Source organism: Nocardia flavorosea NBRC 108225, assembly GCF_001613385.1.
GTDB classification, from domain to species: domain Bacteria; phylum Actinomycetota; class Actinomycetes; order Mycobacteriales; family Mycobacteriaceae; genus Nocardia; species Nocardia flavorosea.
In genome coordinates this window covers 108677-134054 of record NZ_BDCG01000004.1, presented here as the reverse complement: position 1 = coordinate 134054, position 25378 = coordinate 108677, and the positions used below count along the sequence as shown (strand labels likewise).

Annotated in this window: 18 protein-coding genes; 1 reads left to right on the top strand and 17 read right to left on the bottom strand. The window is 66.5% G+C overall.

The features are described 5' to 3' along the window. Positions 1–243: 243 nt before the first annotated feature. From fadD32 to NFL01S_RS36720, 16 genes are all read right to left on the bottom strand, one after another. Positions 244–2154, bottom strand: coding sequence for a long-chain-fatty-acid--AMP ligase FadD32 (fadD32, locus tag NFL01S_RS04470; RefSeq protein ID WP_062971752.1), 1911 nt, complete (start codon positions 2152–2154; stop codon positions 244–246). Between the two features lie 184 nt (positions 2155–2338). After that, entirely contained in the window at positions 2339–3358 is a 1020-nt protein-coding gene (locus NFL01S_RS04465; RefSeq protein WP_062972392.1) for an LLM class F420-dependent oxidoreductase, read from the bottom strand. Between the two features lie 424 nt (positions 3359–3782). Next, positions 3783–4775 carry a cutinase family protein gene (locus NFL01S_RS04460; protein WP_062971750.1) on the bottom strand — a complete coding sequence of 331 codons (993 nt, stop codon included), beginning with the start codon at positions 4773–4775 and terminating at the stop codon, positions 3783–3785. A gap of 9 nt (positions 4776–4784) precedes the next feature. Then, on the bottom strand, positions 4785–5321 hold the full coding sequence (locus tag NFL01S_RS04455; RefSeq protein ID WP_062972390.1) for a DUF732 domain-containing protein: 537 nt from the start codon (positions 5319–5321) through the stop codon (positions 4785–4787). A gap of 284 nt (positions 5322–5605) precedes the next feature. Further along, positions 5606–7459, bottom strand: coding sequence for an alpha/beta hydrolase-fold protein (locus NFL01S_RS04450; RefSeq protein ID WP_084492402.1), 1854 nt, complete (start codon positions 7457–7459; stop codon positions 5606–5608). Between the two features lie 177 nt (positions 7460–7636). Continuing rightward, the gene (locus tag NFL01S_RS04445) at positions 7637–8656 is read right to left on the bottom strand and encodes an alpha/beta hydrolase (RefSeq protein WP_084492401.1); all 1020 of its coding nucleotides are present in this window, start codon (positions 8654–8656) and stop codon (positions 7637–7639) included. Between the two features lie 437 nt (positions 8657–9093). Further along, positions 9094–10143 carry an alpha/beta hydrolase gene (locus NFL01S_RS04440; protein WP_062971748.1) on the bottom strand — a complete coding sequence of 350 codons (1050 nt, stop codon included), beginning with the start codon at positions 10141–10143 and terminating at the stop codon, positions 9094–9096. Between the two features lie 286 nt (positions 10144–10429). Continuing rightward, the gene (locus tag NFL01S_RS04435) at positions 10430–11521 is read right to left on the bottom strand and encodes an alpha/beta hydrolase (protein WP_084492400.1); all 1092 of its coding nucleotides are present in this window, start codon (positions 11519–11521) and stop codon (positions 10430–10432) included. 170 nt (positions 11522–11691) lie between these two features. Continuing rightward, positions 11692–13668, bottom strand: a complete 1977-nt coding sequence (locus NFL01S_RS04430; RefSeq protein ID WP_084492399.1) for an arabinofuranosyltransferase AftB family protein — start codon at positions 13666–13668, stop codon at positions 11692–11694. Further along, positions 13646–14572, bottom strand: coding sequence for a decaprenyl-phosphate phosphoribosyltransferase (locus NFL01S_RS04425; protein ID WP_062971746.1), 927 nt, complete (start codon positions 14570–14572; stop codon positions 13646–13648). Before NFL01S_RS04425 ends, NFL01S_RS04430 begins: the two co-directional genes overlap by 23 nt. 1 nt (position 14573) lies before the next feature. Then, positions 14574–15140 (bottom strand): phosphatase PAP2 family protein, encoded by a 567-nt coding sequence (locus tag NFL01S_RS04420; RefSeq protein WP_051157035.1) that lies wholly within the window; start codon positions 15138–15140, stop codon positions 14574–14576. Positions 15141–15145: 5 nt separating this feature from the next. Beyond that, positions 15146–17080, bottom strand: a complete 1935-nt coding sequence (locus tag NFL01S_RS04415) for a glycosyltransferase (RefSeq protein WP_062971744.1) — start codon at positions 17078–17080, stop codon at positions 15146–15148. Then, the gene (gene glf, locus NFL01S_RS04410) at positions 17077–18306 is read right to left on the bottom strand and encodes a UDP-galactopyranose mutase (RefSeq protein WP_062971742.1); all 1230 of its coding nucleotides are present in this window, start codon (positions 18304–18306) and stop codon (positions 17077–17079) included. Before glf ends, NFL01S_RS04415 begins: the two co-directional genes overlap by 4 nt. A gap of 160 nt (positions 18307–18466) precedes the next feature. Beyond that, entirely contained in the window at positions 18467–19075 is a 609-nt protein-coding gene (locus NFL01S_RS04405; RefSeq protein ID WP_062971740.1) for a hypothetical protein, read from the bottom strand. Between the two features lie 135 nt (positions 19076–19210). After that, positions 19211–19984: a MerR family transcriptional regulator gene (locus NFL01S_RS04400; protein WP_062971738.1), complete on the bottom strand. Its 774-nt coding sequence runs from the start codon at positions 19982–19984 to the stop codon at positions 19211–19213. Between the two features lie 85 nt (positions 19985–20069). Continuing rightward, positions 20070–21662, bottom strand: coding sequence for a SpoIID/LytB domain-containing protein (locus tag NFL01S_RS36720; protein ID WP_062971736.1), 1593 nt, complete (start codon positions 21660–21662; stop codon positions 20070–20072). Between the two features lie 327 nt (positions 21663–21989). Here NFL01S_RS36720 and NFL01S_RS04390 point away from each other — a divergent pair, with 327 nt between their 5' ends. Then, on the top strand, positions 21990–24296 hold the full coding sequence (locus tag NFL01S_RS04390; RefSeq protein ID WP_063915860.1) for an N-acetylmuramoyl-L-alanine amidase: 2307 nt from the start codon (positions 21990–21992) through the stop codon (positions 24294–24296). A gap of 165 nt (positions 24297–24461) precedes the next feature. Here the strand turns inward: NFL01S_RS04390 and NFL01S_RS04385 are convergent, their stop codons facing one another. Next, positions 24462–25319: a Cof-type HAD-IIB family hydrolase gene (locus tag NFL01S_RS04385; protein ID WP_084492398.1), complete on the bottom strand. Its 858-nt coding sequence runs from the start codon at positions 25317–25319 to the stop codon at positions 24462–24464. Positions 25320–25378 lie beyond the last annotated feature (59 nt).

Here is a 25378-nt window from a genome sequence, read left to right as displayed (position 1 = left end):
GACGGCAACCGCCGGCGCCGCGGTGGTCACGATGCCACCACCTCCGGCGCACGACACGGGCCGCTGGGTTTCGTTCGGCCTCCCACCTGCGCCGATGCAGGTGAACACCGCGCGATACGGCGCTCGGCCGCCGCGCCGGTGGGGTGGTTCCGCCGCGTATGCGTGATCACGCTGCGTTACCTCCTCCGGCACTACGCTCAGCCGCCTATCATCCCGGACGCTGCGCCACCGCGTCGACCGGGCTCATTCCTCGGGTGCATCGGGGAACGCCTGCTGCGTGTAACCACCGCGCAGCGTGCCCTCGATATATGCCGCCTTGCAGGCGCGGCGCGCGATCTTCCCGCTGGAGGTACGCGGGATCGAGCCCGCGGGTACCAGCAGCAGGTCGCGGACCGTGACACCGTGGCGCTGGGAGATCGCTGCCCGGACTGCGTCCGCGATAGGCATCGGATCGGCCTTACCGGCGCCGGGGCCGCGTTCGGCGACGACGACCAGTTGTTCGGAGGCATCGTCGGCGTCGAATTTCAGACCCGAATGGCTGCCCTGCGCGAACACCTCGGCGGGGAGCTGGTTGGCCGGGACCGAGAAGGCCGCGACGAACCCGGGCCGCAGGGCGTTGCTGGCTTCCTGCGCGGAGAATTCCAGGTCCTGCGGGTAGTGATTGCGGCCGTCGACGATCACCAGGTCTTTCACCCGGCCGGTGATGTAGAGCTCACCGTCGAAGTACACGCCGTAGTCGCCGGTGCGCATCCAGTTCGCGTCGGCCGCGCTGCCCTCGGCGTGGCTGCCTTCGGGCAGGCGCTCGGTGACCTTGTTCCGGAAGGTCGCGTTCGTTTCGTCCTCGCGGCCCCAGTACCCGATACCCATGTTGTTGCCGTGCAGCCAGATCTCGCCGACATGCCCGTCGGGCTGCTCGCGCGGCGTACCGTCGACCGATTCCGGATCCACGATCACGGCCCATTGCGAGCGGGCGATATAACCGCAGCTGACCTGGGCGATCGCATTATCCGAGCCCGGTTCGACCTTCACCATCCGGCCGGCGTTCAGCTCGGCGCGGTCGACATAGGTGACCTTGGCCTCGTCCTCTGCCTTGGTGGCCGAGACGAACAGGGTGGCTTCGGCCATGCCGTAGCACGGTTTGATGGCCGTCTTCGGTAGGCCGTACGGGGCGAACGCCTCGTTGAACTTCTTCATCGACGAGGTGGTCACCGGTTCGCTGCCGTTGATCAGGCCGATCACATTGGACAGGTCCAGCGATTCACCGTTCTTCGGCAGCCCGCGCACGGCGGCATGTTCGAACGCGAAGTTGGGAGCGGCGGCGAAGGTACCCGCGCCGTCGGAGGCAGCGGCGAGTTCCTTGATCCAGCGGTACGGCCGCCGCACGAACGAGGCCGGCGACATGATGGTGATGAACTTGCCGCCCACGGCGGGCAGAATCACGGTCAACAGGCCCATATCGTGGAACAGCGGCAACCAGGTGACACCGCGCGAATTCCAGTCCAGATTGATGGCGTCGACCATCTGTAGCAGGTTGGTGCCGACGGCGCGGTGGGTGATCTCCACACCGGCCGGAGTACGCGTGGACCCCGAGGTGTACTGCAGATAGGCGATATCGTCCACCGAGATATCCGGCCGCACCCAGCTCTCCCCGACACTGTCGGGAATCGCGTCGACGGCGATGATGCGCGGGCGCTGCGCGGCCGGCAGGGAACGGAAGAACTGACGCACCCCGGCCGCAGACGAACTGGCCGTGAGAATGGCCGACGGTTCGCAGTCGCCGAGCACCGCATGCAACCGGTCGGTATGGCCGGGCTCGTCGGGATCGAACAGCGGCACCGCGATCGCGCCTGCGTAGATGGCGGCGAAGAAGGAGATCACGTAGTCCAGGCCCTGCGGTGCGAGTACCGCCACCCGGTCACCGGGTTTGGTGACCTGCTGCAGTCGACCGGCCACCGCGCGCAGCCGGACCCCGAACTGTTGCCACGTCAGCTCATGTACCTCACCATCGCGTTCGCGCGAATAGTCGATGTAGCGGTACGCCAAGGTGTTCGCGTCGTTACGGGTGTGCTTCTCGACGTGGTCGACCAGGGTGCGATCATCGGGAATGCTGATGTTCCCGTTCTCGTCCAGGTAGTCGTCGAAAGTCTCGTCCATTCCTTCTCCTCCGAGGCGCACGCCGCAACGGCACGATCACCGTTATTTACTGTGTGGCCCCGACTCGCTTTCGCCGCGGTGCTCTCATCCGAGAACTTTCCCGCGGGTTCGGTGTGCGGTCTGCGCGGTGACCGCTATCGGCTAGATGTTCTCAAACCAGAGACATGTTACAGAGATGAGCTTCTCACTCCTCCCGGAGCAAGGGAATCACCGGCGCGAAAGCGTCCATCTGGGTCGGGTAGATGCCTATATAGGACATGCCCGTGAGTTGGCGCACCCGCCGCATCTGGTCGGCGATCTCCTCGAACGTGCCGATGGCCACATACGGGGAGTTCAGGATGTCGGAGACAGTGAGCTGAGTATCCACCTCGAGGTCGGGAAGCTGACCGCGGTCCAGGGCCGCAAGGGCCATTTCCGCCATTTTCTCCCGGTCGTCGGTGATGACGATCGCGGTGACGGCCCAGTTCAGCTCGATCTGGGAGAACCGCTCCCCGGCGGCTTCCTTGATCAACTCCACCTTCTCGATGGTTTTCTCGAGCGTGATGCTGGACAGCAGGCCCTGACCTTTCGGCGTGGTGACCGGTACCACCGAGATGATGTCGGCGTGTTTGGCGGCCAGCTTCAGCATGCGCGGACCACCGCCACCGGTGCACAACGGCGGCCGCGGGCCCTGCCGCGGCCGTGGCGTCCCCTTGATGCCGCGCACCTGGTAGTACTTGCCCTCGAAGGTGCATTCCTGCCCACGCAGCAGCACATCGAGGATGCTCAGCGTCTCGTCGAGTTTGGCCAGCCGGATCCCGGGGCGGTCGTAGTCCAGCCCGGCGGCGGCGAATTCGTCGGCCTTCCAGCCGGCGCCGATGCCCACCTCGAGCCGGCCTTTCGACAGCACGTCGATGGTGGCGAGGTCCTTGGCGAGCACGACCGGGTGCCGGAAGCCGTTGGCCAGCACCGAGGTGCCGAGGCGAATCCTGTCGGTGGCCTGGGACAGCGCGCCGAGGGCGGCGATCGGACCGATCTGGTCACCGAGATGATCCGGCACCACGAAGGTGTCGTAGCCGTACTCCTCGGCCTGCTGCGCCGTTTGGATGAACTTGCGGGCGCCACCTTCCTGCTTGTTCCCCTCGCCTGCGGCGGCGAAGCGGAACTTTCGCAACGGAGTGCCCAGCGCGCTCAACTCATCCACCGGTGCGGCGGCTTCTGTCATGAACTCATGCTCCTGGATATCGGAAGTCACTGCGTATCCCGGCCGGCGCAGGGCCGGGACGCGCGATCACCAGCGCACTTTACAGCGTGACGCGGGGGAAGGAACACGCTGCGTGCGGTGAATTGTCACAACACGCCGCCCGCACTTCGCGGGTCCACCGCAACAGCGGCTCACCAGGGACAATTTGGCCTACTCGAGCCGAACCGGCCGCGCCGGGTGTCTGGGTCGCCGCCGCCGTTTCGCCGTCGGCGGCGCAGTCCACCGCGGGACCGCAGGGCTTGTCCGTGGATTCCTGCATCGTGCCTGGCCACGACGTGGTCGTACGGAGTACGCCGCCATGCGCCGGTCGCCTTCCCGACACGGTGCGGACTCATGCTGCTGCTTGTGGTACCCCCGCGCCGCAACACTGCCCCGAACGATCGCGTCATGAATGCGGCGGCTGCGGCGCGCCTTCGACCAGGCCGACAGCCCAGTTCGCGGCCCACTGGGTGGCCGTGGTGCCGTCGGGTTCCACCACGAAGTTGTGATAGAGGCTGTGCACGGGGTTACCGACAGCGGCCGTGAGTGTGCCCAGGCTGCCGACGATATTGGCGGGGCTCAGCGCATTGCGCGGTGCGTCACAGATCAGGTCGCCGGGTGCGCAGATCGTGTAAACACGGTCGGCGATTTCGCCGAAACCTTCCTCACGCGCCCCTGTCATCGTGATCCCGGGCACGCTCAAACCGGCGAGCGCGACCTCCGCGCCGATACCGGGCGGCGGGGTACCCACCTGAATCGGTTGCCCCGGTCCCGGCTCACCGGACCGACGGCCGTCGGCGATCAGGGTCACCCCGAGTACCCGGTCCGCCGGTACCGGGCCGTTGCCCTTACCGATCTGTTCGGCGATATCCCCGGCGATCACAGCGCCCTGCGAGAACCCGGCCAGCACATACGTGGTGAGCGGGCATTCTTCGTGACGCTGGGTCAGGAAATCGAATGTCCGCCGCGTGCCCTCGGTACGCGAGACGTTGTAGGACGCCTGCCCGTCCGGCGGAAACGCCACCGGATTGGAGAACTGCGCGACGTAGGGAACCGTGTACACGTCGACTCGGTCGGTCGGGAACTGTTCCCGTACCGGATCGCTGATGTTCAGCATCAGCGAAGCCGGGTTGGCCGACGGGTTGTAGGGGTCGTCGGTACTACTGGACTCCCATGTCCCCGGTACCGAAATCATCTGCACGTCCGGGCAGCTCGCCGGCTGACTCGTCGGTTCCTCCGGTCCCGGCCCCGGACCGGGCCCGGGCGGTGGTTCCCGCAGGCAGCCTGCCAGCAGATACCACAGCAATATCACGATGACGAGCCCCGCCACACCGAGCGCGAGCAGCGTCAGGCAACCCGCCGACCGCGACCGACGGGCTCCGGAACGTCCCCTACTCATCGGCAGCCACTAGCAGTAGTGCGCTTTCGCGGTATTGATGTAGATCTGTCCCGCCTGCTCGACCGGCATCTTCGCGGGATCGAACGCCGCGTCCGCACCGGCCATCGCGGTCACCCAGGTGAGCATGGCCGGATCCGGAGTGCCCTGCGCCACCTGACTGCACACATAGGAGCCGATACTCAGCGCGGTATCCGGGGTCGACGGGTTCACCCCCTGTTTCGCCAGCTCATCGATATACGTCTGTTCCTTGGGGCCGAGCTCCGCAGCCGCGGGTTCCTGGGGCTCCACCGGCGCGGGACGTTCCATTTCCTCCGGGGGCGCCTCCGGAGCGGCGCTCTCCTCCGGAGGCGGAGCCGGAGCCTCGGGCGCCGGCGTCTGTTCTCCCGGCGCGGGCGCCGGCGCCGAGCTCTCGGACGATGCGGCGGCCGGGGTCGACAGCGTCGGGGTGCTGGTCGCGGTCGATTCCTCGTCGCCGCAGCCGGCGAGCAGTCCGGCAGCCGCCACGGCCGCCACCACACCGAGCATCGTGCCTCGGGTCCGATACATACATTCCATCCTGTGTTCCGGCGCGCCGTTGCGCGCTGGTTCACGGCACCCGTATCGAGCGCCGCCGAACCACTGGTTTGACCGTAGGGTTACGTCAGGCCCGGCGAGGTAGTCGCGGGCCGCGACCACCGAGGGTAGTACCACCCATCGGATGCCGCTGCGTTGTGCCTGACCACTCAGTGCATATCGGTCGTCTATGACTGTGGCGGCTGCCTCGTTCAGTCAGTTCTCCCCCACGACCGGCCCGACCGCGGCGCCCTCCAGTTCGATAGGTCCGGTGTGGGTCAGCGCACTTCAGCACGATTGTCCCGGACAGTGATCACGCCGTGCTGGAAGTTCTGTTGCACCCCACCGGGGATGGCGAATTCGTCACTGATCGGAAATCCCAGGCGGCCGTTCTCGAATCCCGCGTCGCGCCAGGCGTCCATGATCGGGCCGTTGCGGACCGCCCAGGCCCCCGAGAGCGGGCTCCAGTAGATGTTGCCGCCCTCGAACCGGCTGTACCTGCCGAAATCCTTCAGCGGGAGTTCGGGAGCCGCCGGGAAGCCGAGCCAACTGTTCTCGAAACCCAGTTCGGCGTATTTGCCGAGGATGAGTCCTTCCACCCGGTGGGCTCCGGTGGCGGGGCTGAAATAGAACGGGCCACCTTCGAAGGGTTGCACCGCACCGTCGCGATGTGGTGTCCGCGCCTCCGGCCCCACCGGATATTTCGCCGGCCCACCCTCATAACCCTGGCGTCCCCATTCGGCCAGGATCGCACCACGCACCATCTGCGCACCGGTTTCGGGTGTCCAGTACAGCGATCCGTGCTGGAACGGCTGGTAGCGGCCCCGGCCGTCCGGCAACGGTGTTTCCCCGCCGATCGGCAGGCCGAGTGCACCGTGCGGTCCGTCCGCGGCCTGATAACCGCCCCCGATACGACCGGCCACCGGGTGCGCGCCCGCCTCGGGTGTGAAGAAGACCCGGCCGTGCAGAAAATCCTGGGCCACACCGCCCGGCACCCGGTATTCGCCGGTGAGGCAGGCGCCGAGCCAGCCGTTGCCGGCTGCCACCTCGGCGATGGCACCACCGACAGCGCATTCCGGTTTCGCGGCGGGCACACCGAGTGCGGCGGCGGCCTGAGGCCAGGACTGGCGCAGTTCGAAATCCCAGTAAGGCCAGGTGTGGGTACCGGCGGAACGGTACTTGACGGTCGCGGGGATGCGCAGCTCGTGCAGCTTCGAGACGAAATTCTGGGAGGTGATCAGGGATAGTGTTTCCAGACCCATCCCGAACATATTCGGGGTGACCCCGGGGATCTCGGATCCTTCGTCATGTTTCCCGGAAGCGCCGGTCCCGCTGGATATATAGAGGGATTGGCCTTTCAGGCGGTCGGCGAGGTACACCGGATCGTGTTCCTGCCATTGCGGGCTGTCGGGCGGGCCCCACATCGCCGCGGCGTCGAATCCGCCGGCGTCGATCATGGCGAGCCGTATGGCCTGCGGCATACCGGTACTCGTGGTGGTGAGGAAACCGGAGTAGGAGGCGGCGAATTTCGCGAAATCGTTGTTGCGGGCGGACAGGAACATCGCGGCGGTGCCGCCCATGGAGAGCCCGGCGATTCCGCGGGTATCGGTAGCGCGCCATCGGCTTTCCAGCAGGGGCGGAAGTTCCTTGGTGAGAAAGGTTTCCCACTTGTAGTTCTTGCCGTTGTCGGGTTTCAGCCAATCCGAATAGAAACTGGCCTGTCCGCCGACCGGCAGCACAGCTGTGACGTTCTTGTCGGCGAAGAAATCGACGGCGCCGGTTTCGGCGATCCAGCCGCTGGTGTCGTCGGTGGCGCGGAGCCCGTCGAGCATGTACAGCACGGGGAACTTCGCGCCGGGCGTGGTGTTCCAGTCCCGTGCCAGCAGCAACCGCACCTGGATGGGTGTACCCATGGCAGGCGAATTCACCCAGATGGCGACATGCCGGTCGGAATGCCAGACGATATTGCGGATCGTCGCCGGTGCGGCGGTCGCGGTGGGCTGGGCAGGTGCCGGAGCCTGGGCGAAGACGAAAGGCAACACCAGCGCGGCCGCCAGTACAGCGAGACCGCGCCGGGCGCGGACACCGGATCGGCCGGTCGAACCCCCTCTAACGCGTTTCTTCCCTGCCACACATTGTTTGTACCGCCGTCACCGGCGGATTCCCGGTAGACGCGCGGACAGCAAATCAGTTGCTCACCCTCGCGACCCGGAAAACAGCAACGGCGCCACCTGCTCGTATTGCTCTGCAGGTGGCGCCGTTGCGCGGTGCTATCGGTTCAGCGGCAACCGATCAGCGTGTCGTTCTTGTCACCAGCCGTTGGTGGAATCCAGGAACATCTTGCGGGAGGCGAAGAGCTGGCTCTCCCAGTACTTCCAGGAGTGGGTGCCGACGTTCGGGAAATCGAAGTGGGCGTTGATGCCGAGCGACTTCAGCCGCGACTGGAAGGCGCGGGTGTTCACCAGCGACAGTGCTTCCAGTGCCATGGCGTTACCGGTATTGAACGCACCGATCGCGCCCGCCGGCTTGTCGTGCGGGCCCGGCAGCCCGCTGGCCGCCGAGATGTACATCGGCAGACCGCGCAGCTGCGGCGCGAAGACGAACGGGTCCATGCGCAGCCACTGCGGGCTCCACGGGGCGGCCATCGAGTCGACGTTGTAGCGGCCCGCGTCCAGCATGGCGATCCGGATGGCCTCACGCATACCCGGCGCCGAGATGTTCAGGTAGCCGGAGTAGGCAGCGGCCGACTTGAACTGGTCCCGGTGGTAGGCGGCCAGCGCCAGCGCGGCGCTACCACCCATCGACAGGCCCGCGATCGCGTTGTTGGTGCGGGAGACACCGTGGCCCTCGAGGAAGGCGGGCAGCTCCTGGGTGAGGAACGTTTCCCACTTGTAGGTGAACTTCTGGCCGTTGGTGTTGCTGGGCGAGTACCAGTCGGTGTAGAAGCTGGACTGGCCGCCGACCGGCATGATCAGCGAGATGTTGTCGTTCGCGAACTGCTCGAGCGCATTGGTCTCGAAGGACCAGGCGTTGCGGTCTTCGCGCGCGCGCAGACCGTCGAGCAAGTAGAGCCCGGCGTTACCACCGCGCGCCGCCCACTGCACCTGGACCTTGATGGGGCCCATGCTGGAGGGAACCATCAGTTCCTCCACGCCCGCCCGGTGGACCGGCGCCGCCGGGGAGGCCACGGCGGTCGGAGCCGCGATACCCGCAGCGACCGGTAGCGCGAGTACCGCCGCACCGATTGCCAGAATCCGGTTACGCCAACCGCGAGGTGCCCGGGACCGCCCTATACTTCTCTTCGGGCCGGCTGCCCTGCCGAAACGCATGAATTCTGCTCTCTTTCTGCTGTTGTGGTGTTGTACGCCACCGCTGCGCGGACAACACCCCGTTTCTCCTCGGCGGCGCCGGCGGCCGGTCCCGACCAACCATCGGCCGACAGCGCTACAACGATCTGGTCACAGATGCGCTCGCTGGACCTTATTCGACCTCATCGAGCCCAAGCAAGGCCGTGCTGATCGGATGGCCGAAATCCGCCGCGAGAGCGTTGTGATCGCCCCGTGACGATACCTTGCCGAGCCGTTGATGTCTCGGTGGGCCGTGATATTCCTCCGTTATAGAAATCGCCCTCTGACCGGGGTTGTGTAACGGAATACGAACCATGGGCGAATTCCCATCGACAGCAGTGTGCCCGCCACCGAGAAGTCTCGGTGGCGGGCACACTGCTGTGGTCGCGGAGACCGGTCCCGACCTCCGCGACCGCCGGTTATCCGATATTCGCGGACAAATCCGGAATCATCCGATGTACTTCGGCTTCCCAGTAGGTCCAGGAGTGGATACCCGCCGGTGGGAACGAGTACGTGACATTGTTCGCACCCAGCGACATCATCCGTAGCTGGAAAGATCGGGTGTTGGCGAGCGCCAGCGCCTCCAGCGCCATTCCGTTCACGGTATTGCCGTTGAATCCGTCGGCCGGGGCGGGCAGCCCGCTACCGGCGGATATCCATAGGCGGGTGTTGTGGTCACGTAGCAACGGCGCGAAAACGAACGGATCCATTCGCAGCCATTGCGGACCCCACGGCGGCGCCATGGAGTCGACGTTGTACCCACCGGCATCGATCATGGCCAGCCGTATGGCCTCACGCATACCCGGCGCGGAGATGTTCAGGTAGCCGGAGTAGGAACCGGCGAAACTGAACTGGTCCGGGTGATAGGCGGCCAGGGTCAGCGCGCCACTACCGCCCATCGACAATCCGAATACGCCGTTGCGGTACGGGTTGAACCCGAGCCGGTCGCGCAATGCCCAGCGCAAGTGCTGATTTATGAACGTTTCCCAGGCGTACCGATAGCTTTTGCCCGGTCCTTCGGATATCACGTTGAGTGCGCCGGACCCCGAGGACGAACCGGTTGGCGGCGCCCCGAAGAACGAACTCGGCGCATTCCAGTCGGCGTAGAAGCTGGACATACCGCCGATCGGCATGACGACGTTGATATTCCAGTCGGTGAGCGCGTCGGCGACATTGGTGTCGAACTCCCAGCCGCTGTGTGTCTCGGGGGCCCGCATACCGTCCAAGGCGTAGACGACGCGGTTGGTGTTGCCGTCCTTGGCCCGGAAGATCCGTGACCTGATCGGGCCCATCTCGGGGGAATCGACCACGAAATCGAATCCCCGGGGGTTGGGTGCCGCCTCGACCGGGGCGCCCGCATCGGACAGCGACACCGCGAGCGGGGCGAGCAGTGCCACGGTGATCCCCAGCGCCCAACGACCGATCCACCGCCGGGATCGGATCGATCTGAGCCTTCGCGCACTTCGCATTCGACTAGACCTTTCGCCTGGACAGCCGGACAGCAAACCACGAGCTACGTTACCGGCCCCATATCGGATACATAGACCACAGCACCCGTTGGATGCGGGAGCCGTTATCTGAATACATGTTCCTGGTGTATCAATCGACCAGGTACATGTTCATGTTGCCAGATAGTGGCGCAGGTCACGTGCATACGCGAGGCGCGGCTGCGATTTCGCTGCCGCACACCCAGCCGGCGGGCGCGGCAACGCTTCCGCAAAGCAGACCACCGGGTCCGCTCTCCGGGGACCGAGTTCAGCCGATATTCGCCGACAGGTCCGGGATCATCCGATACACCTCGTCGGTCCAGTACCGCCAGTTGTGCACGCCGACGGCCGGGAAGTCATAGGTGACGTTCTGGGCGCCCAGCGACATCATGCGGGCCTGGAACGCCCTGGTGTTGACCAGCGCCAGCGCCTCCAGTCCCATGGCGTTCACGGTGTTCACATCGAGCCCGTCCGCAGCCGCGGGCAGCCCGCTCCCGGCCGAAATCCAGAGCCGGGTGTTGTTGGCGCGCAGCATCGGTGCGAAGACGAACGGATCCATCCGCAGCCACTGCGGGCTCCACGGTGGCGCCATTGCGTCGATATTGAATCCGCCGGCGTCCAGCATGGCTACCCGCAGGGCCTCGCGCATACCGGGGGCGGAAACGTTCAGGTAGCCCGAATAGGAGGCCGCGTACCGGAACTGGTCCGGATGGTATGCCGCGAGGGCGAGTGCCGCACTGCCGCCCATGGACAGCCCGAAGACGCCGTTTCCATTCGGGTTGAAGCCGAGCCGGTCGCGCAACGCCCAGCGCAGGTCGCGGGTCAGGAAGGTTTCCCACTTGTACGTGTTGGACCGGCCCAGCCCGGCCGCCGAACCCGAGGCCAGCCCCGAACCCGAATCCGCTGCCGACCCGCTAGCGTCGCCGGCGCTACCGGAACTGCCGAGGCCGAAGAAATTGCTCGGCGCGTTCCAATCCGCGTAGAAGCTGGAGCGGCCGCCGACCGGCATGACCACGTTGATATTCCATTTGGTGAGCTCACGCGCGACATCGGTATCGATCTCCCAGCCGCTGAGATCGTCGCGGGCGCGCATGCCGTCCAGGGCGTAGACCACCCGGCCCGTATTCCCGTCCGCGGCCCGGAAGATTCGCGATTTGATCGGCCCCATCTCCGGGGATTCGACCCAGAAATCGAACCCGAAAGCGGGATCGAAACGCGCCGCTGCCGGAGCGTCCGGACCGGCGACCGACATCCCCACCGGCAGCAGTACCGCCAGGGAGAACAGCGCCGCTCGTTTCAGCCGGTTGCCCAGCCGACCCGGGGGGCCGGTCCGTCGGCCGCGGCCGATAATGCCTCGCATTACTCCCACCCTCCGTCGTGCGACCCCTCGATCGCGTGGTCCGACGCCGGTCCCCGGCTGCGTGCGTGCCGAGAACGGACGCCAGCACAATAGCGTGGCACGCCGACAGCCGCCCGCCGGGAACCCACGCCGATCCGGCGGTGCCGAAAGGCTATCGGTGAAAGGGCAGCTCAGCGCACCGGCGGTACGGGATCGACCAGGCCACAGCGTTGAATCTCATACTCCGGGACGCGATCTATGCGGTAGGAGGCGAAATCGAAGGCGTTCAACAGATTGTGTTTGAAGCGTTCGAGGGTCAACGGGCCCTTGTAGGACAGTTGCAATGCGTGGGTCTGTGGACAGGACATGGCGACGTGGGCCTGTTGCACCCAGTCCTCGTCCATGTACCAGGGCAGCCACGGTTTGCGGTCCACCATGCCGGTTTCCACGATCACCCAGTCCGGATAGAGGCTCTTGTCGTGACCGATACGGCCGTCCTCGAGTCGTTCGGTATGCGCGGCCAGCGGGAATGCCAGGCCCATCGGATCGATGACCCGGACGTCCAGCGGGACATTCATACTGGTCATACCGAGGTTGAGGAAGTAGACCGTATGCCCCGCGCCGCCCGGCGGAATCGGGATCGGCGGCGGCGCCACGTACCAGAACATGAACGAGGGCGAATTCAGCAGCAGGCCACCGTCAGGCGTGTTCTCGATGGTCTCCACCATGGGCCGCATCCGCGCGTAGTCGAGGTAGTCCTCGGCCCGGATCGGATGGTCGTGGCCGGTGTTGAGGACGTAGTAGATGCGTTCGTCGACGATACCGGAATCATCGATCTTGGTTCCGGTCTGGATCGCGGTGGTCCCCGAGGCCATCAGCGCCCAGACCACCGTTCCCGCCAGCGCAACCACGAGCAGGCCGAAGGCCGGGGCGTCCCGGCGCGTCAATGCCCGGACCCCACCCTCGGGCAGCCGCAGTGGCAGCACTGCCACCGGCAGCAGGAACAGGAACAATTGCGGCAGCAGCATCCGGCCGTGCATGAAATCGCCGCCGACCCGCAGAGCGTAGACAGTGAGAATCGCGGCGGCGCCCAGCACCAGCACGACCACCGCGGCCGGAGTCCGCAGCCGTTCGCGCAGCCGCCGGACCCGCCCGGGCTTCGTCCCCGCCGGGTCCTGCTCCGCGGCAGGGTCCACGACGACCGGTTCGGAGCGATACACCCGCGCCGCGACCAGGGCCGCGATCAGCAGAATCGCCAGTGGCACATACAGGTAATACGGGCCCGCGAGGTCCCAGAGGTAGGTGAAACCCTGCCCCCACTTGGCCCCGCCCGCGTCCTTGGCGACAGCGGTGTTCGGATACGGCAGCCCGTAGTAACCCATCCGCCAGATCTGATAGCACAGCGGTACGGCGCCGGCCACGGCGACGATCAGCCCGCGCAGCAGCCACGGCCGCAACCGTGCGGCCGGCATCGGGGCGAAGAAGATCAACAGCAGGGCCAGTCCGCCGACCACCGCCATCTCCGGGCGGATCAGCGGGGCCAGACCCGCGAGAAACGCCAATCCCAGCACCCCGGGTACGCCGGGGCGTTCGGCCTTACTCCAGCGGATCAGCAGCAACCACAGCAGCGCGATCCAGCAGATGACCAGGCCGTTCTCCAGGCCGGAGGTCACGTAGTCGCGGGCCGGGGGGACGGCGATATAGGCCAGCGCACCGGCCGGCAGCAGCAGCGTCGACGAGGCCGGGCCCCACAGCTTGCCCGCACCCAGCATCGCGAACACCAGCGCCAGCAGCGAAAGTGTCAGTGCGACACCCAGGACGACATACTCGAGCCGGGCCTGGGTCACCCAGCTGAAGAACCACACGATGTAGGTCCATGCCGTACTGGTGTTGGTCTCCACCCGCTCACCCGGATTGAACACCGGACCGTTACCGGCCAGCAGGTTGCGCACGGTACGCAGGACGATGAGACCGTCGTCGGCGATCCAGCGCCGCTGCCAGCCGCCGAATGCCAGCAACGCGACGGTCGCCACGATCCCACCCGCGAACACCGCGCGCGGTATCCAGGCGGGACGCGCCGACGAGCGGGGCTGCTCGGTGGCAGCCCGCTCGCCGGTCTTTTCTTGTTCGGCTACCGCAATCTCGTCAGAAGAGATAGACAGCGACACCTACCGCTCCGATCCAGGCAATGGCGAGCAACTGCAGTACGCGGTCTCCGAAGGCGATCTCTTCCGGCTCCCCCGCTTCACCACCGTCGACATCCACGGCGTAACGCAGAATCGCGATGGTGAACGGGATCATCGAGAGAGCAAACCACTCCGTATCTTTGGCCGCGCCCTGTTCGAATGCCCACAATCCGTAGAAGACCACGACCGCCGTGGCAGCCAGGCTCCAGGTGAATCGTAGGTAGGTCGGGGTGTAGTACTCCAGGGATTTGCGAATCTTGGCCCCGGTCGAAAGCGCCAGCTGTAGCTCGGCATACCGCTTACCGGCCGCCATGAACAGCGACCCGAAGGCCATGATCAGCAGGAACCACTGCGACAGCGGGATTCCGGCGGCAACACCGCCGGCCACCGCGCGCAACAGGAATCCCGAGGACACGATGCAGATATCCAGGACGGCCTGGTGCTTGAGACCGAAGCAGTAGGCCAGCTGGACACCGACATATACGCCGATGGCGGCGGCGAGCTGCCAGTTCGCCACGAAGGACAGCCCGATCGAGCCGATCAGCAGCACCGCCGCCAGCGCGAAGGCCAGGTTCACCGGAACCACACCGGCGGCGATCGGACGAAACCGCTTGGTCGGATGCGCCCGATCGGCCTCGACGTCCATCGCGTCGTTGACCAGGTAGATACCCGAGGCCGCCATACAGAAGACCACGAACGCGATCGCGACGCTGCCGAGCACATCCAGATCGGTGACCGAGCCGGCGGCCATCGGTGCCGCCAGCACCAGGACGTTCTTCACCCACTGGCGCGGGCGTGCGGCCTTGATCAGGCCACCGACCAAGGTCTTGGGTGGTCCCTTGACCTCGGCCTCGGCCAGATCGACGCCGGTGGGCTCTTCACTCATATCAGGCAGCGCCTTTTCGTCTTGTACGGTCACTGTCGAGTCTCTTTTCGGCGGCGAGCAGGACGGCGGCGGACGCGGCGCCGAGCGCGGAACCGGCGATCACATCGGAGGGGTAATGCACCCCGAGAACGACCCTGGACAGCAACATCGGCGGTACGAGCACCGCTGGCAAGGGTAGCCCGGTCAATTTTCCGAGCAGCACCGCCGCCGCCGTTGTCGAGGTCGCATGCGAGGACGGGAAGCTGAGTTTGCTCGGCGTACCGACGTTGACCTGCACCGACGGCGCGTGCGGTCGGGGGCGGCGCACTATGCGCTTGATCACGATGGACGCGGCGTGCGCGCCGACGGCGCCGACGGCCACCCCGGCCCACTGCCGCCGGCGGGGCTTGTCGGCAAGTGCACCGGCCGCGGCGATCGCGACCCAGCCGAGCGCATGCTCACCGAAATGCGACATACCGCGCGCCGCCGAGATCACCGGCGGGGTCGCGATGGCACCCTGCACCGCCTCGATGATCTTCACCTCGGGCGGGGCCTGCCCGGCGGCCGAATCCTGCAGGCTCGGGTTCATCGCATTCACCGCTGGGTCTCCGCATAACCGTCGATTCCGAAAACCTTCTCCCACGCTGCGGTGCCGGTGAGTTCGGCATGCGCAGCACGATAGCGCTGCCGCATCTCCGGCATCCGGTCGGCGAGTTCCTTACGCAACCGCAGCGCTTCGCGGAGCAGCCCATAGGCCTGCCGCGGATCCCGCTTCCGGTACACCACACCGCGCCCGTCCGCGGTGGTGACGGTCACTCCGTCGACCTGGGAGAGCAGGAACCAGCGCGCGTCCAGGGTGGGCACATTGAGCTGCGGGCGTTCGTGATGCTCCGGATGCGCCGGCCGCAGATTGTTCAGCACGCCTTTGCCGAGCCGCACGATCTTGGCGATCGGGTTGGCCGGTTCGCCCACCGCGCCGACCCCGATACCGCTGGCCAGCGGCAGTTCGGTCGAGGACGGCAGGGTCACTGCGTCCGGATACTGTTTGCGCAGTTCGTGCACCGCGCCCAGCGCGCTGGGCAGCAGTTCGAAAAGACGCTGCGGACCGGCCAGGAAATCACGGATCGCCAGATTCTGGACGGCGACCGTCGAATATTCCAGGCACAGCAGATGTTTGATGGTCGCCTTGATCGTGTGCGCAATCATGGCGCGCCCATTACCCGGCTGGTACAGCGAGGCCACCACCAGGCGGTTGCGCAGATGGAAATACGCCTGCCAGTCGATGGCGTCATCCTTATCGCTCCACGCCATATGCCAGACCGCGGCCCCCGGCAGGGTGACCGTCGGATAACCGGCTTCGCGGGCCCGCAATCCGTATTCGACGTCGTCCCATTTGAGGAACAGCGGCAGCGGCTGCCCGAGTTGTTCGGCCACCTGCCGCGGAATGACGCAGGTCCACCAGCCGTTGAAATCACCGTCGATCCGCCGGTGCAGGAGTTTCGAATTGTCCCGGTCGCGCAGCGGGTACTTCGCGAAATCGTGGTCGTATTCGACATTCGGCGCCGCCGACCACATGAAGATATTGCGGTCGACCACCTCACCCATCACATGCAGGTGCGAACGTTCCTGCAGGTTGAGCATCTGGCCGCCCACCAGCACCGGAGATTCGGCGAAACGAGCGAAAGCCAGGGAACGCAGAATCGAATCCGGTTCGATCTCGATATCGTCGTCCATGTAGACGATGTATTCGGCACTGGTCGATTTCAGCGCCTCGTACATCACCCGGCTGTATCCACCGGACCCGCCGAGATTCGGCTGATCGTGAATGGCGAGCCGGTCGCCGAGCACTGCGGCGGCGGAGTCGAAACCGGGTTCGTCGACTACCTTGCGGGTGCCCTGATCGGGAATGATCACCGCGTCGATCTGCGCCAGCACCAGCGGGTCGGCACCGAGCGCGACCAGCGTTTTCACCGCATCGGTGGGACGGTTGAAGGTCGGCATACCGACCGCGATACGGCCCTCGCCGGGCGCTTCGACCGGCGCGTACCAGCCGCCGGACACCAGCGTCACCGCGGTATCGGTGGTGATATCGAACCAGAGCCAGCCGCCGTCCTCGAACGGCCCGAAATCGGTCTCCAGTTCGAGCGTGACGGTTTCGGCGCCCGGCGCCACCGCGAACTCCTGGCCTTGGACGTGGATACGCGAGCCGTCGGCCTTGGATCGATACATATCGACCCGCCCGTGCCCGGCGAGCTCCAGCCGCAGCACCACCGAATCGAGCATGCTCCAGCGCCGCCAGTAACTGGCCGGCAGCGCGTTGAAATAGGTGCAGAACGACACCTCGGACTCCGCGCCCACCGAGAGCGAGGTCCGGGTTCCGGCGTGTGCGCGCCGGGCGTTGGTCGCCGACTCTTCCAGGTAGAGGGTGCGCACATCCAGCGGCTCACCCGGGCGGGGCAGGATCACCCGCTGCAGGAGCGATTTCGCACGGGTGGCGGACGCGCTGTGCGTCAGTGATGCAGAGGTCATACGTCGTTGTTCTCCTCGGCCAGCGGTGCACCCGATTCCAGATGCGGCCGCAGCACATTGTCGAACATGTTCAGTGCGCTCGCGATGGCCATATGCATATCCAGGTACTGGTAGGTACCGAGGCGGCCGCCGAACAGAACCTTCGCCGCAGCGGTCTCCTGCTTCGCCAGCGCGCGATACGCAGTCAGTTTGGCTCGGTCTTCAGGGGTGTTGATCGGATAGTACGGTTCGTCGCCGGTCTTGGCGAAACGTGAGTACTCGCGCATGATGACCGTCTTGTCCGTGGGGTAGTCCCGCTCCGGATGGAAATGCCGGGGTTCGATGATGCGGGTGTAGGGCGGGTCGGCGTCGTTGTAGTTCATCACCGATGTGCCCTGGTAATCGCCGGTCGGCAGCACCTCGGTCTCGAAGTCGATCGTGCGCCAGCCCAGCTCGCCCTCGGCGTAGTCGAAGTAGCGGTCCAGCGGGCCGGTGTAGACGACCGGGGCATCCGGGTTCTGTGCGCGCAGTTCGTCGCGTACGTCGAACCAGTCGGTGTCCACCCGGACCTCGATCAGTTCACTGGCCGCCATGTTCTCCAGCCACTTCGTGTACCCCTCCTTGGGCAGGCCCTCGTAGGTGTCGTTGAAGTAGCGGTTGTCGAACGTGTAGCGGACCGGCAGCCGGGTGATATTGCCGGCCGGCAGCTCCTTGGGGTCGGTCTGCCACTGCTTGGCGGTGTAATCGCGGACGAATGCCTCGTAGAGCGGGCGTCCGATCAGCGAAATGGCCTTTTCTTCGAGGTTCTGCGCGTCGGCGGTCTCGATCTCGGCGGACTGCTCGGCGATCAGCGCACGGGCCTCCTCCGGAGTGAAATACCGGCCGAAGAACTGCGAGACCAGCCCGAGCCCCATCGGGAACTGATAGGCCTGGCCCTTGTGCAGGGCGAAAACACGATGCTGATAACCGGTGAACTCGGTGAACTGCGTGACATAGTCCCAAACCCGCTTGTTCGAGGTGTGGAACAGATGGGCACCATATTTGTGGATTTCGATCCCGGTTTCCGGTTCGGGCTCCGAATAGGCGTTACCGCCGATATGCGGACGGCGGTCCAGCACGAGGACTCTCTTGCCGAGTAAATTCGCGCTGCGCTCGGCGACGGTCAGCCCGAAGAAACCGGAGCCGACGACGATCAGGTCGAACTGTGCGTTGTTATCTGAGTTACCCGGAGACGATGCGGCGGTCACGGGAGCCCAGCGTATCGGAAGCGTCTCCCGGCGCCAGTCGGGATCAGCAGGCGGATGGTAACGCCAGGTGAGACGGGTTCCGGCCGTGGCCGCCACAAAAAACGTTCGCCGGGGCCGGGTCGAGGACCGGCCCCGGCGAACGGGTGTGCGGATTACCGGCTCAGTAGCCGTAGGGGGCCGGCCCGTAGCCACCGGCCATCGCGGGCGCCCGCCCGGCCTCGATCCACCGTTTGGTGGAACCGAGAGCAGCCAGGACCAGGGTCCCGAGCGCGAAGAGACCGGCGATGATCGCGGTGATCCCGAATCCGAAAATCGAGACGATGAGGAACGCGACACACGCGACGATCACCGTGGTCCGGCCGGCGCTGCTCCGCTTCAGCAGCATGATCCCGCCGACCAGTAGGGCCACCGCCACGATGAGGTACAGAATTCCCCAGATGATGCCGACGCCCTCGAAATCGATATCCACGTCGGTGCCGCTGCTACTGGAGGAGCTGCTGCGCCGACGCGCCCCGGTGGCCAGCGCCGCTCCGCTGGTGAGCGAACTCTCCGAGGTGGCGGCCGTCAGGATGAACATGGAGATGGCCATACCGATGCTGGAGAGGGCGCCCAGCAGCGCGAGGATGCCCGCGGTGATACCGGTGCCCCCGCTCGGCGCGGGCTGCGGGTACCCGTACGGGCCGGGGGCGGCCGCGTAGGCCGGGGCGGGATAGCCGGGGCCCGGTGCCGGGTATCCCGGCTGATGCGGCGGCTGATAAGGATAACTCATGGGACCTCCCCCTGGTAAAGGTTTTCGGGAACCCTACCGCGCCGCAATGGAGTTCGCCGACGTCTCGTCCCACTCATTGTGAAAAGCAAGTGTCCGCATACTTTTCGTGTGCGGACACCCGCGCCGAGCCGTTTTCTATTCAAGATAGGTGTCCGCGTAGTACTTCATCGCATCGCGAACCAGCTCCACCGTGCCTTTTCCGTGCCGGTCGTAGTTGATACCGAAACGTTCGTCGGCGACGTACATTTCACCGAGCCCGGCGAATTCCTTCGCACTCGGCCGCCGGCCCTGCCAGCCCATCGTCACCCATTCGTAGTGCCGCTGGGTGATCGCCCGGACCTCGGCGCTGTCCGGCGCCAGCCCGGCCTGCCACGCCCGGCCGTAGTCCGCAGCGATATCGAGCTGATCCTGCTGGAACCGCTGTTTCTGTGTCGTGGTGAGCGCATTCCACCAGCGGTCGCCGCGCTCGTAGGCTTCGGCGCCCCAGCGCTCGGTGACCTCGTCCTTGTATTGCGTATGGTCGAATTCTTCGAAAACTTCTGCCGCCACGAGTCGTTCACCTCTTTCCAATTTGCCCAACGTGGTGCGTACCGACTCGATCCGGCGGCGGATCCGGTCCTGTTCACCCTGTAACAGGTCCAATTGCGCGCGCAGGGCGGTGGCGGCGTCCGTCTCTCCGGCCAGAATCTCCCCGATCACGGGCAGACCCATACCGAGTTCGCGCAGCAGCAGGATCCGCTGCAGCCGCACCAGGGAACGCTCGTCGTAATAGCGGTATCCGTTGGCGCCGATCCGGCTGGGCGGCAGCAGCCCCAGCTGCCCGTAATGGCGCAGCGTGCGACTGGTGGTGCCGGCCGCCCTGGCCAGCTCCTGGATGGGCCATTCGCCGGTGCCCGAACCCGCGCCCACGACCACTCACCTCTTCCGTATCGCGTCGGTTCCCCCAGCGTGCAAGTTGACGCTACGTAAAAGTCAAACGGTCGCGGGGCGGCGTTCACGCACCGTCGAACAGGTCTGTCGCCTCCATATCCGTGGGGATTTTCTGGGCACCCGGCACGGCGGCCGGGCGGTCGCCCTGCAGCGCGGGCCCGCCCGGCGAGGTTTCCGGTACGTCCGCGGCTCCGGCGCGCCCCGCCGGCACTCGGCCCGGAGCGATACCGGGGTCGCTTCCAGCAGCTCCCGAACTACCCGATTCGGTGGTCCCGGGCTCGGTCGTTCCGGGAACGCCGGTGCCGGGTTCGGTTGCTTCCGGATCAGCGCTGCCCACCGCGGGCTCCTCCAGGTTCGGCACCATCTGCATCAGCGTGGTGAAGTCGACTACCTGGGCACCCAGGGACGGGGTGTAGACAATGACACCGTTCTCGAACAACCGGTAGCTACCGGCGTCGTCGGGTAGCGGCATTTCGGGGGTGACGGGCAGGCCGACCACACTGCGCGTGCCCCCCATTTCCGCATAGGCGGTATCGATCGGCGAGGGCGTTTCACCCGGTTTCAGGCCGGGTATCGCCGGATTCGTCCCGTCAGGTGACGCCGGCAGGGTGCCCTCCGGGGTCCGCGGTACCGGTGCGCCCGCATTCGGGGCGGTCTTATCGCCTTCCGGTGACAACGGCGGTACGGAGTCGCCGGGCATGCCGGGCGTGGACCCGTCGGGGCGCGCGGCCTGGATCTCCGGATCGGCCGGCGCGGCCGGCATGGGACCGGCGACCGCGAGTTCCGCGGGTGTCGGGCCCACCTCGAACGTCTGGATATCGGCGGGTTGCCCGCCGTCGGGCGCGGCGGAGTACTCCGACCGCAGAATCCGTCCGTCCCGCAGCAGCACCCGGCCCGCGGTGGCCTCCACCGCGGCGGTGGTGCGCGGATCTTCCTGGGCGGTACCGCTGTAGACCTGGCAGTCGGTGGTATCGCAGGTCTGCGCGTACGGCCAGCGGGTCTCCGCGAGAGCATAGGAGCGCGCCGCGATGGCCTGGGCCTCGAGCGCGACGGGATCCCAGCCGGCGGGCATCTCCGCGGGGATCACGCCGAGTAGATAGTCCTGGACGTCCACTCGGTTGACCGTGCGCGGGTCGCCGTTTTCGGACGCCACACCCACGGAGCCGCGGTAGGCGCCGCCCCCGCACAGGGTGAGGTGTTCGTTCGCCGGACGGTTGGGGTTCGGGTCGACGGGATAGACCCAGGGGTCGTCGACGGAGGTCTCCCAGAGCACGCCGCCCTCGCAGCCGTCGGTGACCACGACATGGGCACCGCCGTCCGGCAGGGGGATCAGGCGGGCGGCCTCGCCGGGTTCGAGCACCCGCCCCGCCACCCGGGCGCCCGCGTCCGAGAAGACGACCGGTTCGGCGCCGTCGTAACCCTGTAACCGGACCGATACCGAAGCCGGGCCGACGGTGCCGATCTCGGCCCCGGGGTAGTAGTGCCCGAGGATCTGCTCGACACTCTGGCCGCTGCGCGCGTTCTGCAGGGCGCCGTGCTGGCTGAGCCCCCGGCCGTGCCCGGGACCGGCCTCGGCAATCATCCGGTATACCTCACCGGCGGAGGGCGCCAGTAACGATCCGCCGATCAGCAGAGCCGTGGCGCCGCAGGCGAACATCGGCCCGGGCCTGATCCTCCGTTCCCGCATCGACCGGGGTAATCGGCGCACTACCAGCGGATTACCAAGGCGCAGCGGACCTTTCGAGCGAGTTTTGCTGTTTCGGTATGGCATACGAGCACTCCCATCGATTCGCCCGGACGTTTGCCTCGACACGACGTCGGCATGTCGTTTCGACCGGCCACGCTCCGGGAGCTACATTCGAGCGACCAGGTAAGCCTCAACCTCAGGTTTAGATTTGTGACGAATGTGGCTAGTGTGGTCTGTGAGACTCGAGTACGCAAGCATGACTTGCTCACCGATCACCGGTTGCAACCCTGATTGGAGATGCTCGTGCCCTACCGCAAACCGAAGCGTTCCTACGTCCTGCCGGTTGTCGCGCTGATTGCGGTAGCGGGGCCGCTCCTGGTTCCCACGGTTATCAGCCCACACAAATCTGCCGATCAGGTGGAACTCACCGCCGTACCACCCCTGCTCACCGAGCAGGCGTTGAGCAACGCCACCGATATCGTCCTACCGCTGGCCGAACTGACCGGCCTCGAACTCCCCGACCTGCGATTATCGGATTTACAAGCACTCGATCTGTCCGGACTCCCCCCAGCCGAAACCCCATCGGGCCCGATATCCGGCGGACAGGTCCCCGGATTCGTCACCGACGGCGGCACACCATCGGCCGACACGCCGGCACTCACCCCCGGCGTCATCCCCCCTGAATTCATGAACGCCGTAGGCGCCCAAGTCAAGGAGCTGACCCGGGAAGAGCCGTTCAGCATGGTCGCGCTCACCGCGCCGGACCTGGCGAACACCACCGTCATGGTCCGCGCCAAACAGCCCGACGGTGCATGGGGCCAGTGGTACGAAGCCAGCCCGATCGACGGCGCCGACGGCGTGGCCGACGGCGCACCCGCAGGTACCGACCCGATCTACGTCGGAAACACCACCGCGGTACAGGTCCTGGTGACCCGGACACCACAGCAGGCACCGGGCGGACCACTGTCGCCGACCCCGGCAGCGGCCGGCGAACAAGAGCCACCGCCCGATCTCACCGCCGTCCTGATCGATCCCGGTCGCGGCGCCGTCGACGACAATTTGCAGGATATCGCCGCCGCGTTGCCGGGCGGCGGACCACGGGTGATCACCCGTAATCAATGGGGCGCCGACGAATCCATCCGCTGCCAGGAACCCACCTACGACGACAGTCTCGGCGGTATCACCGTGCACCACACCGCTGGCCGCAACGATTACAGCAAGGGTGAATCGGCCGGCATCGTGCGCGCCATCTACGCCTACCATTCGAAAACCCTCGGCTGGTGCGATATGGGCTACAACGCCCTGGTCGACAAGTACGGGCAGATCTTCGAGGGTCGCTACGGCGGCCTGAACGAGCCGGTACAGGGCGCCCACGCGGGCGGTTTCAACGAGAACACCTCCGGGGTCGCGATCATGGGCGACTACCAGACCGAACAGCCCACCGACGCCGCGATCGAAGCCACCGGCAAGTTCATCGGCTGGCGCGCGAAGATCGCCGGACTCGATCCGAAGGGTCAGACGACCATGTACTCGGAGGGCACGGAGTTCACCCCGTACGCTCGTGGTGAAGAGGTGAAACTGCCGGTTGTGTTCGCGCACCGCGACGTCGGCAACACCAGCTGCCCGGGCGATGCCGCGTACGGGCAGATGGACCGTATCCGCACCATCGCCGCGGGTGAAGCCGGTGGAACACAATCACAATCGCAGGCCCCCCGCAGCCAGGCCTCCCGCTCCGACCTGGCCGCGCTCGCCGATCTCACCGCCAAGCTGCTGACCATGGTCGACGACAACCTGATCGCCAAATACTGGGTCGCCAAAGGCGGCCCCGACGGCCCGCTCGGCCAGGCGACCTCCGAACCGCTGCCCGCCGCGCAGGGCCAGCAGTACGCGAAATTCGTGAACGGGTACGTCTACACCACCCCCGACGGACAGGCCCACGAAGTGGTCGGCAAAATCCTCGACCGCTTCCTCGAACTCGGTGCCGACGCCGGCGCCCTCGGCCTGCCGTTGACCAGCCCCTACCCGGTCCCCGAAGGTCTGCGCGCCGATTTCCAGAACGGTTCGCTGATCCTGAACCAGGCGACCGATATCGTCAGCACGCTCTGGAAGACCTACAACGAACTCAACCAGCAGCAGGTCCAGGGGGCGCCGGGTCAACCACCACACCCACAGGCCGCCCCCCTGCCGGCGCCGGGCCTGCCGCAGGGAGTAACGCCGACACCGGCGCCCGCGCTCGCCGCCCCGCCGCCCGTACACGATCAGGTGCCGGGGGCACCCGCGCCGGCAGTGGCGGCCCCGGCTCCGCAACCACGGGCGCACGCCCAGGTTCCGGCCCGATCACAAGCTCCGGTTCCGGCCCGAGCGCAGGCCGGAGTTCCGGCTCCGGGAGAAAGTTCCACGCCGAACGGTCCCATCGCACCACCGCCCGCCGGTGCGCCCATCCACGAAACGCCCCCGGCGCAACCGGCACCCACCGGCGCGCCGACGGCACCGCCCGAACCGGCCGGCACCCCGGACCAGCAATCGCCACCGCATAACCCGCAACCGGCCCCGACCGGCCCGGAGGGAGTTACAGCGCCCCCCGCAACCGCCGGCGGCCGATAGCCCCACCGTCCCCAGCAGCCTGAATCGAGCCCGGATCACCGCGCCGACCGTGCACCACGGTCGGCGCGGTTCTGCGTATGGCCAGTGCTGCTCGGTCTCCAGCTACCGCTTCTCGAATTCCCGGCGGTCCTTCTCGAAGCTCCGGGCAGTGCTCATCAGTCCGTGTCAGCGGTACGAATCGCCCTGCGGCCACCAGCGTTCCAGCACCCGCGCGACCCCGTCCTCGGAGTTCGTCCCGGTCACCTCGTCCGCGGCCGCGATCGCCTCCGGATGCGCATGACCCATCGCGACGCCCAGCCCGGCCATCCGCAGCATCGGTACATCGTTGGGCATATCACCGAACGCGACCATATCGGCGGGGTCGATACCGAGCCGCTCGCCGATGATGCGCAGCCCGTGTGCCTTGGTGACACCGGGCGCCGAGATCTCCACCAGCCCGTGATCGGTGGAATAGGTGATATCCGCCCGGTCACCGATATGCCCGGCCAGCGTCGCCGCCATATCGCCGCTACTGGCCTCGGGTAGCCGGATCAGCATTTTGATCGCCGGGGAGGCGATGACCTCGTCGCGTGCCACGGCCGTATCGTCGGGGTTCAGCCAAGCGTGCACGTACTCCGGCGAGCTCACGAACTGCGGAGTCGCCGCGTCCTGGGCGCTGGCGCCCACCCGTTCGGCCGCCAGACCACATCCGGGCAGTACCTTCTCCGCGAGATCGGCGAGCCAGGCCAGCGTCGGCACATCGAGGACGGTGGTGCTCAGCACCCGGTCGGTTTCGGGGTCGTAGAGCACCGCCCCGTTACCGCAGACGCACAGCGGCGCGAACCCGAGCCCGGCGACCACCGGCGCAATCCACCGCGGCGGCCGCCCGGTCGCCAGCACAAACTGCACTCCGTCGGCCACCAGCGCCGCCACGACATCCCGGGTCCGCGCGGTAACCCGTTCGAACGGGTCGATCAGGGTGCCGTCCACGTCGGAGGCCACAAGCTTGGGTTTGGGCATTTGCGATGCGGTCACCCAGTCCATTCTGCTGTGTCACCGGTAGGGCGGGCCCCCGCGGGCACCGCAGTGTTCCGCGAGTACGC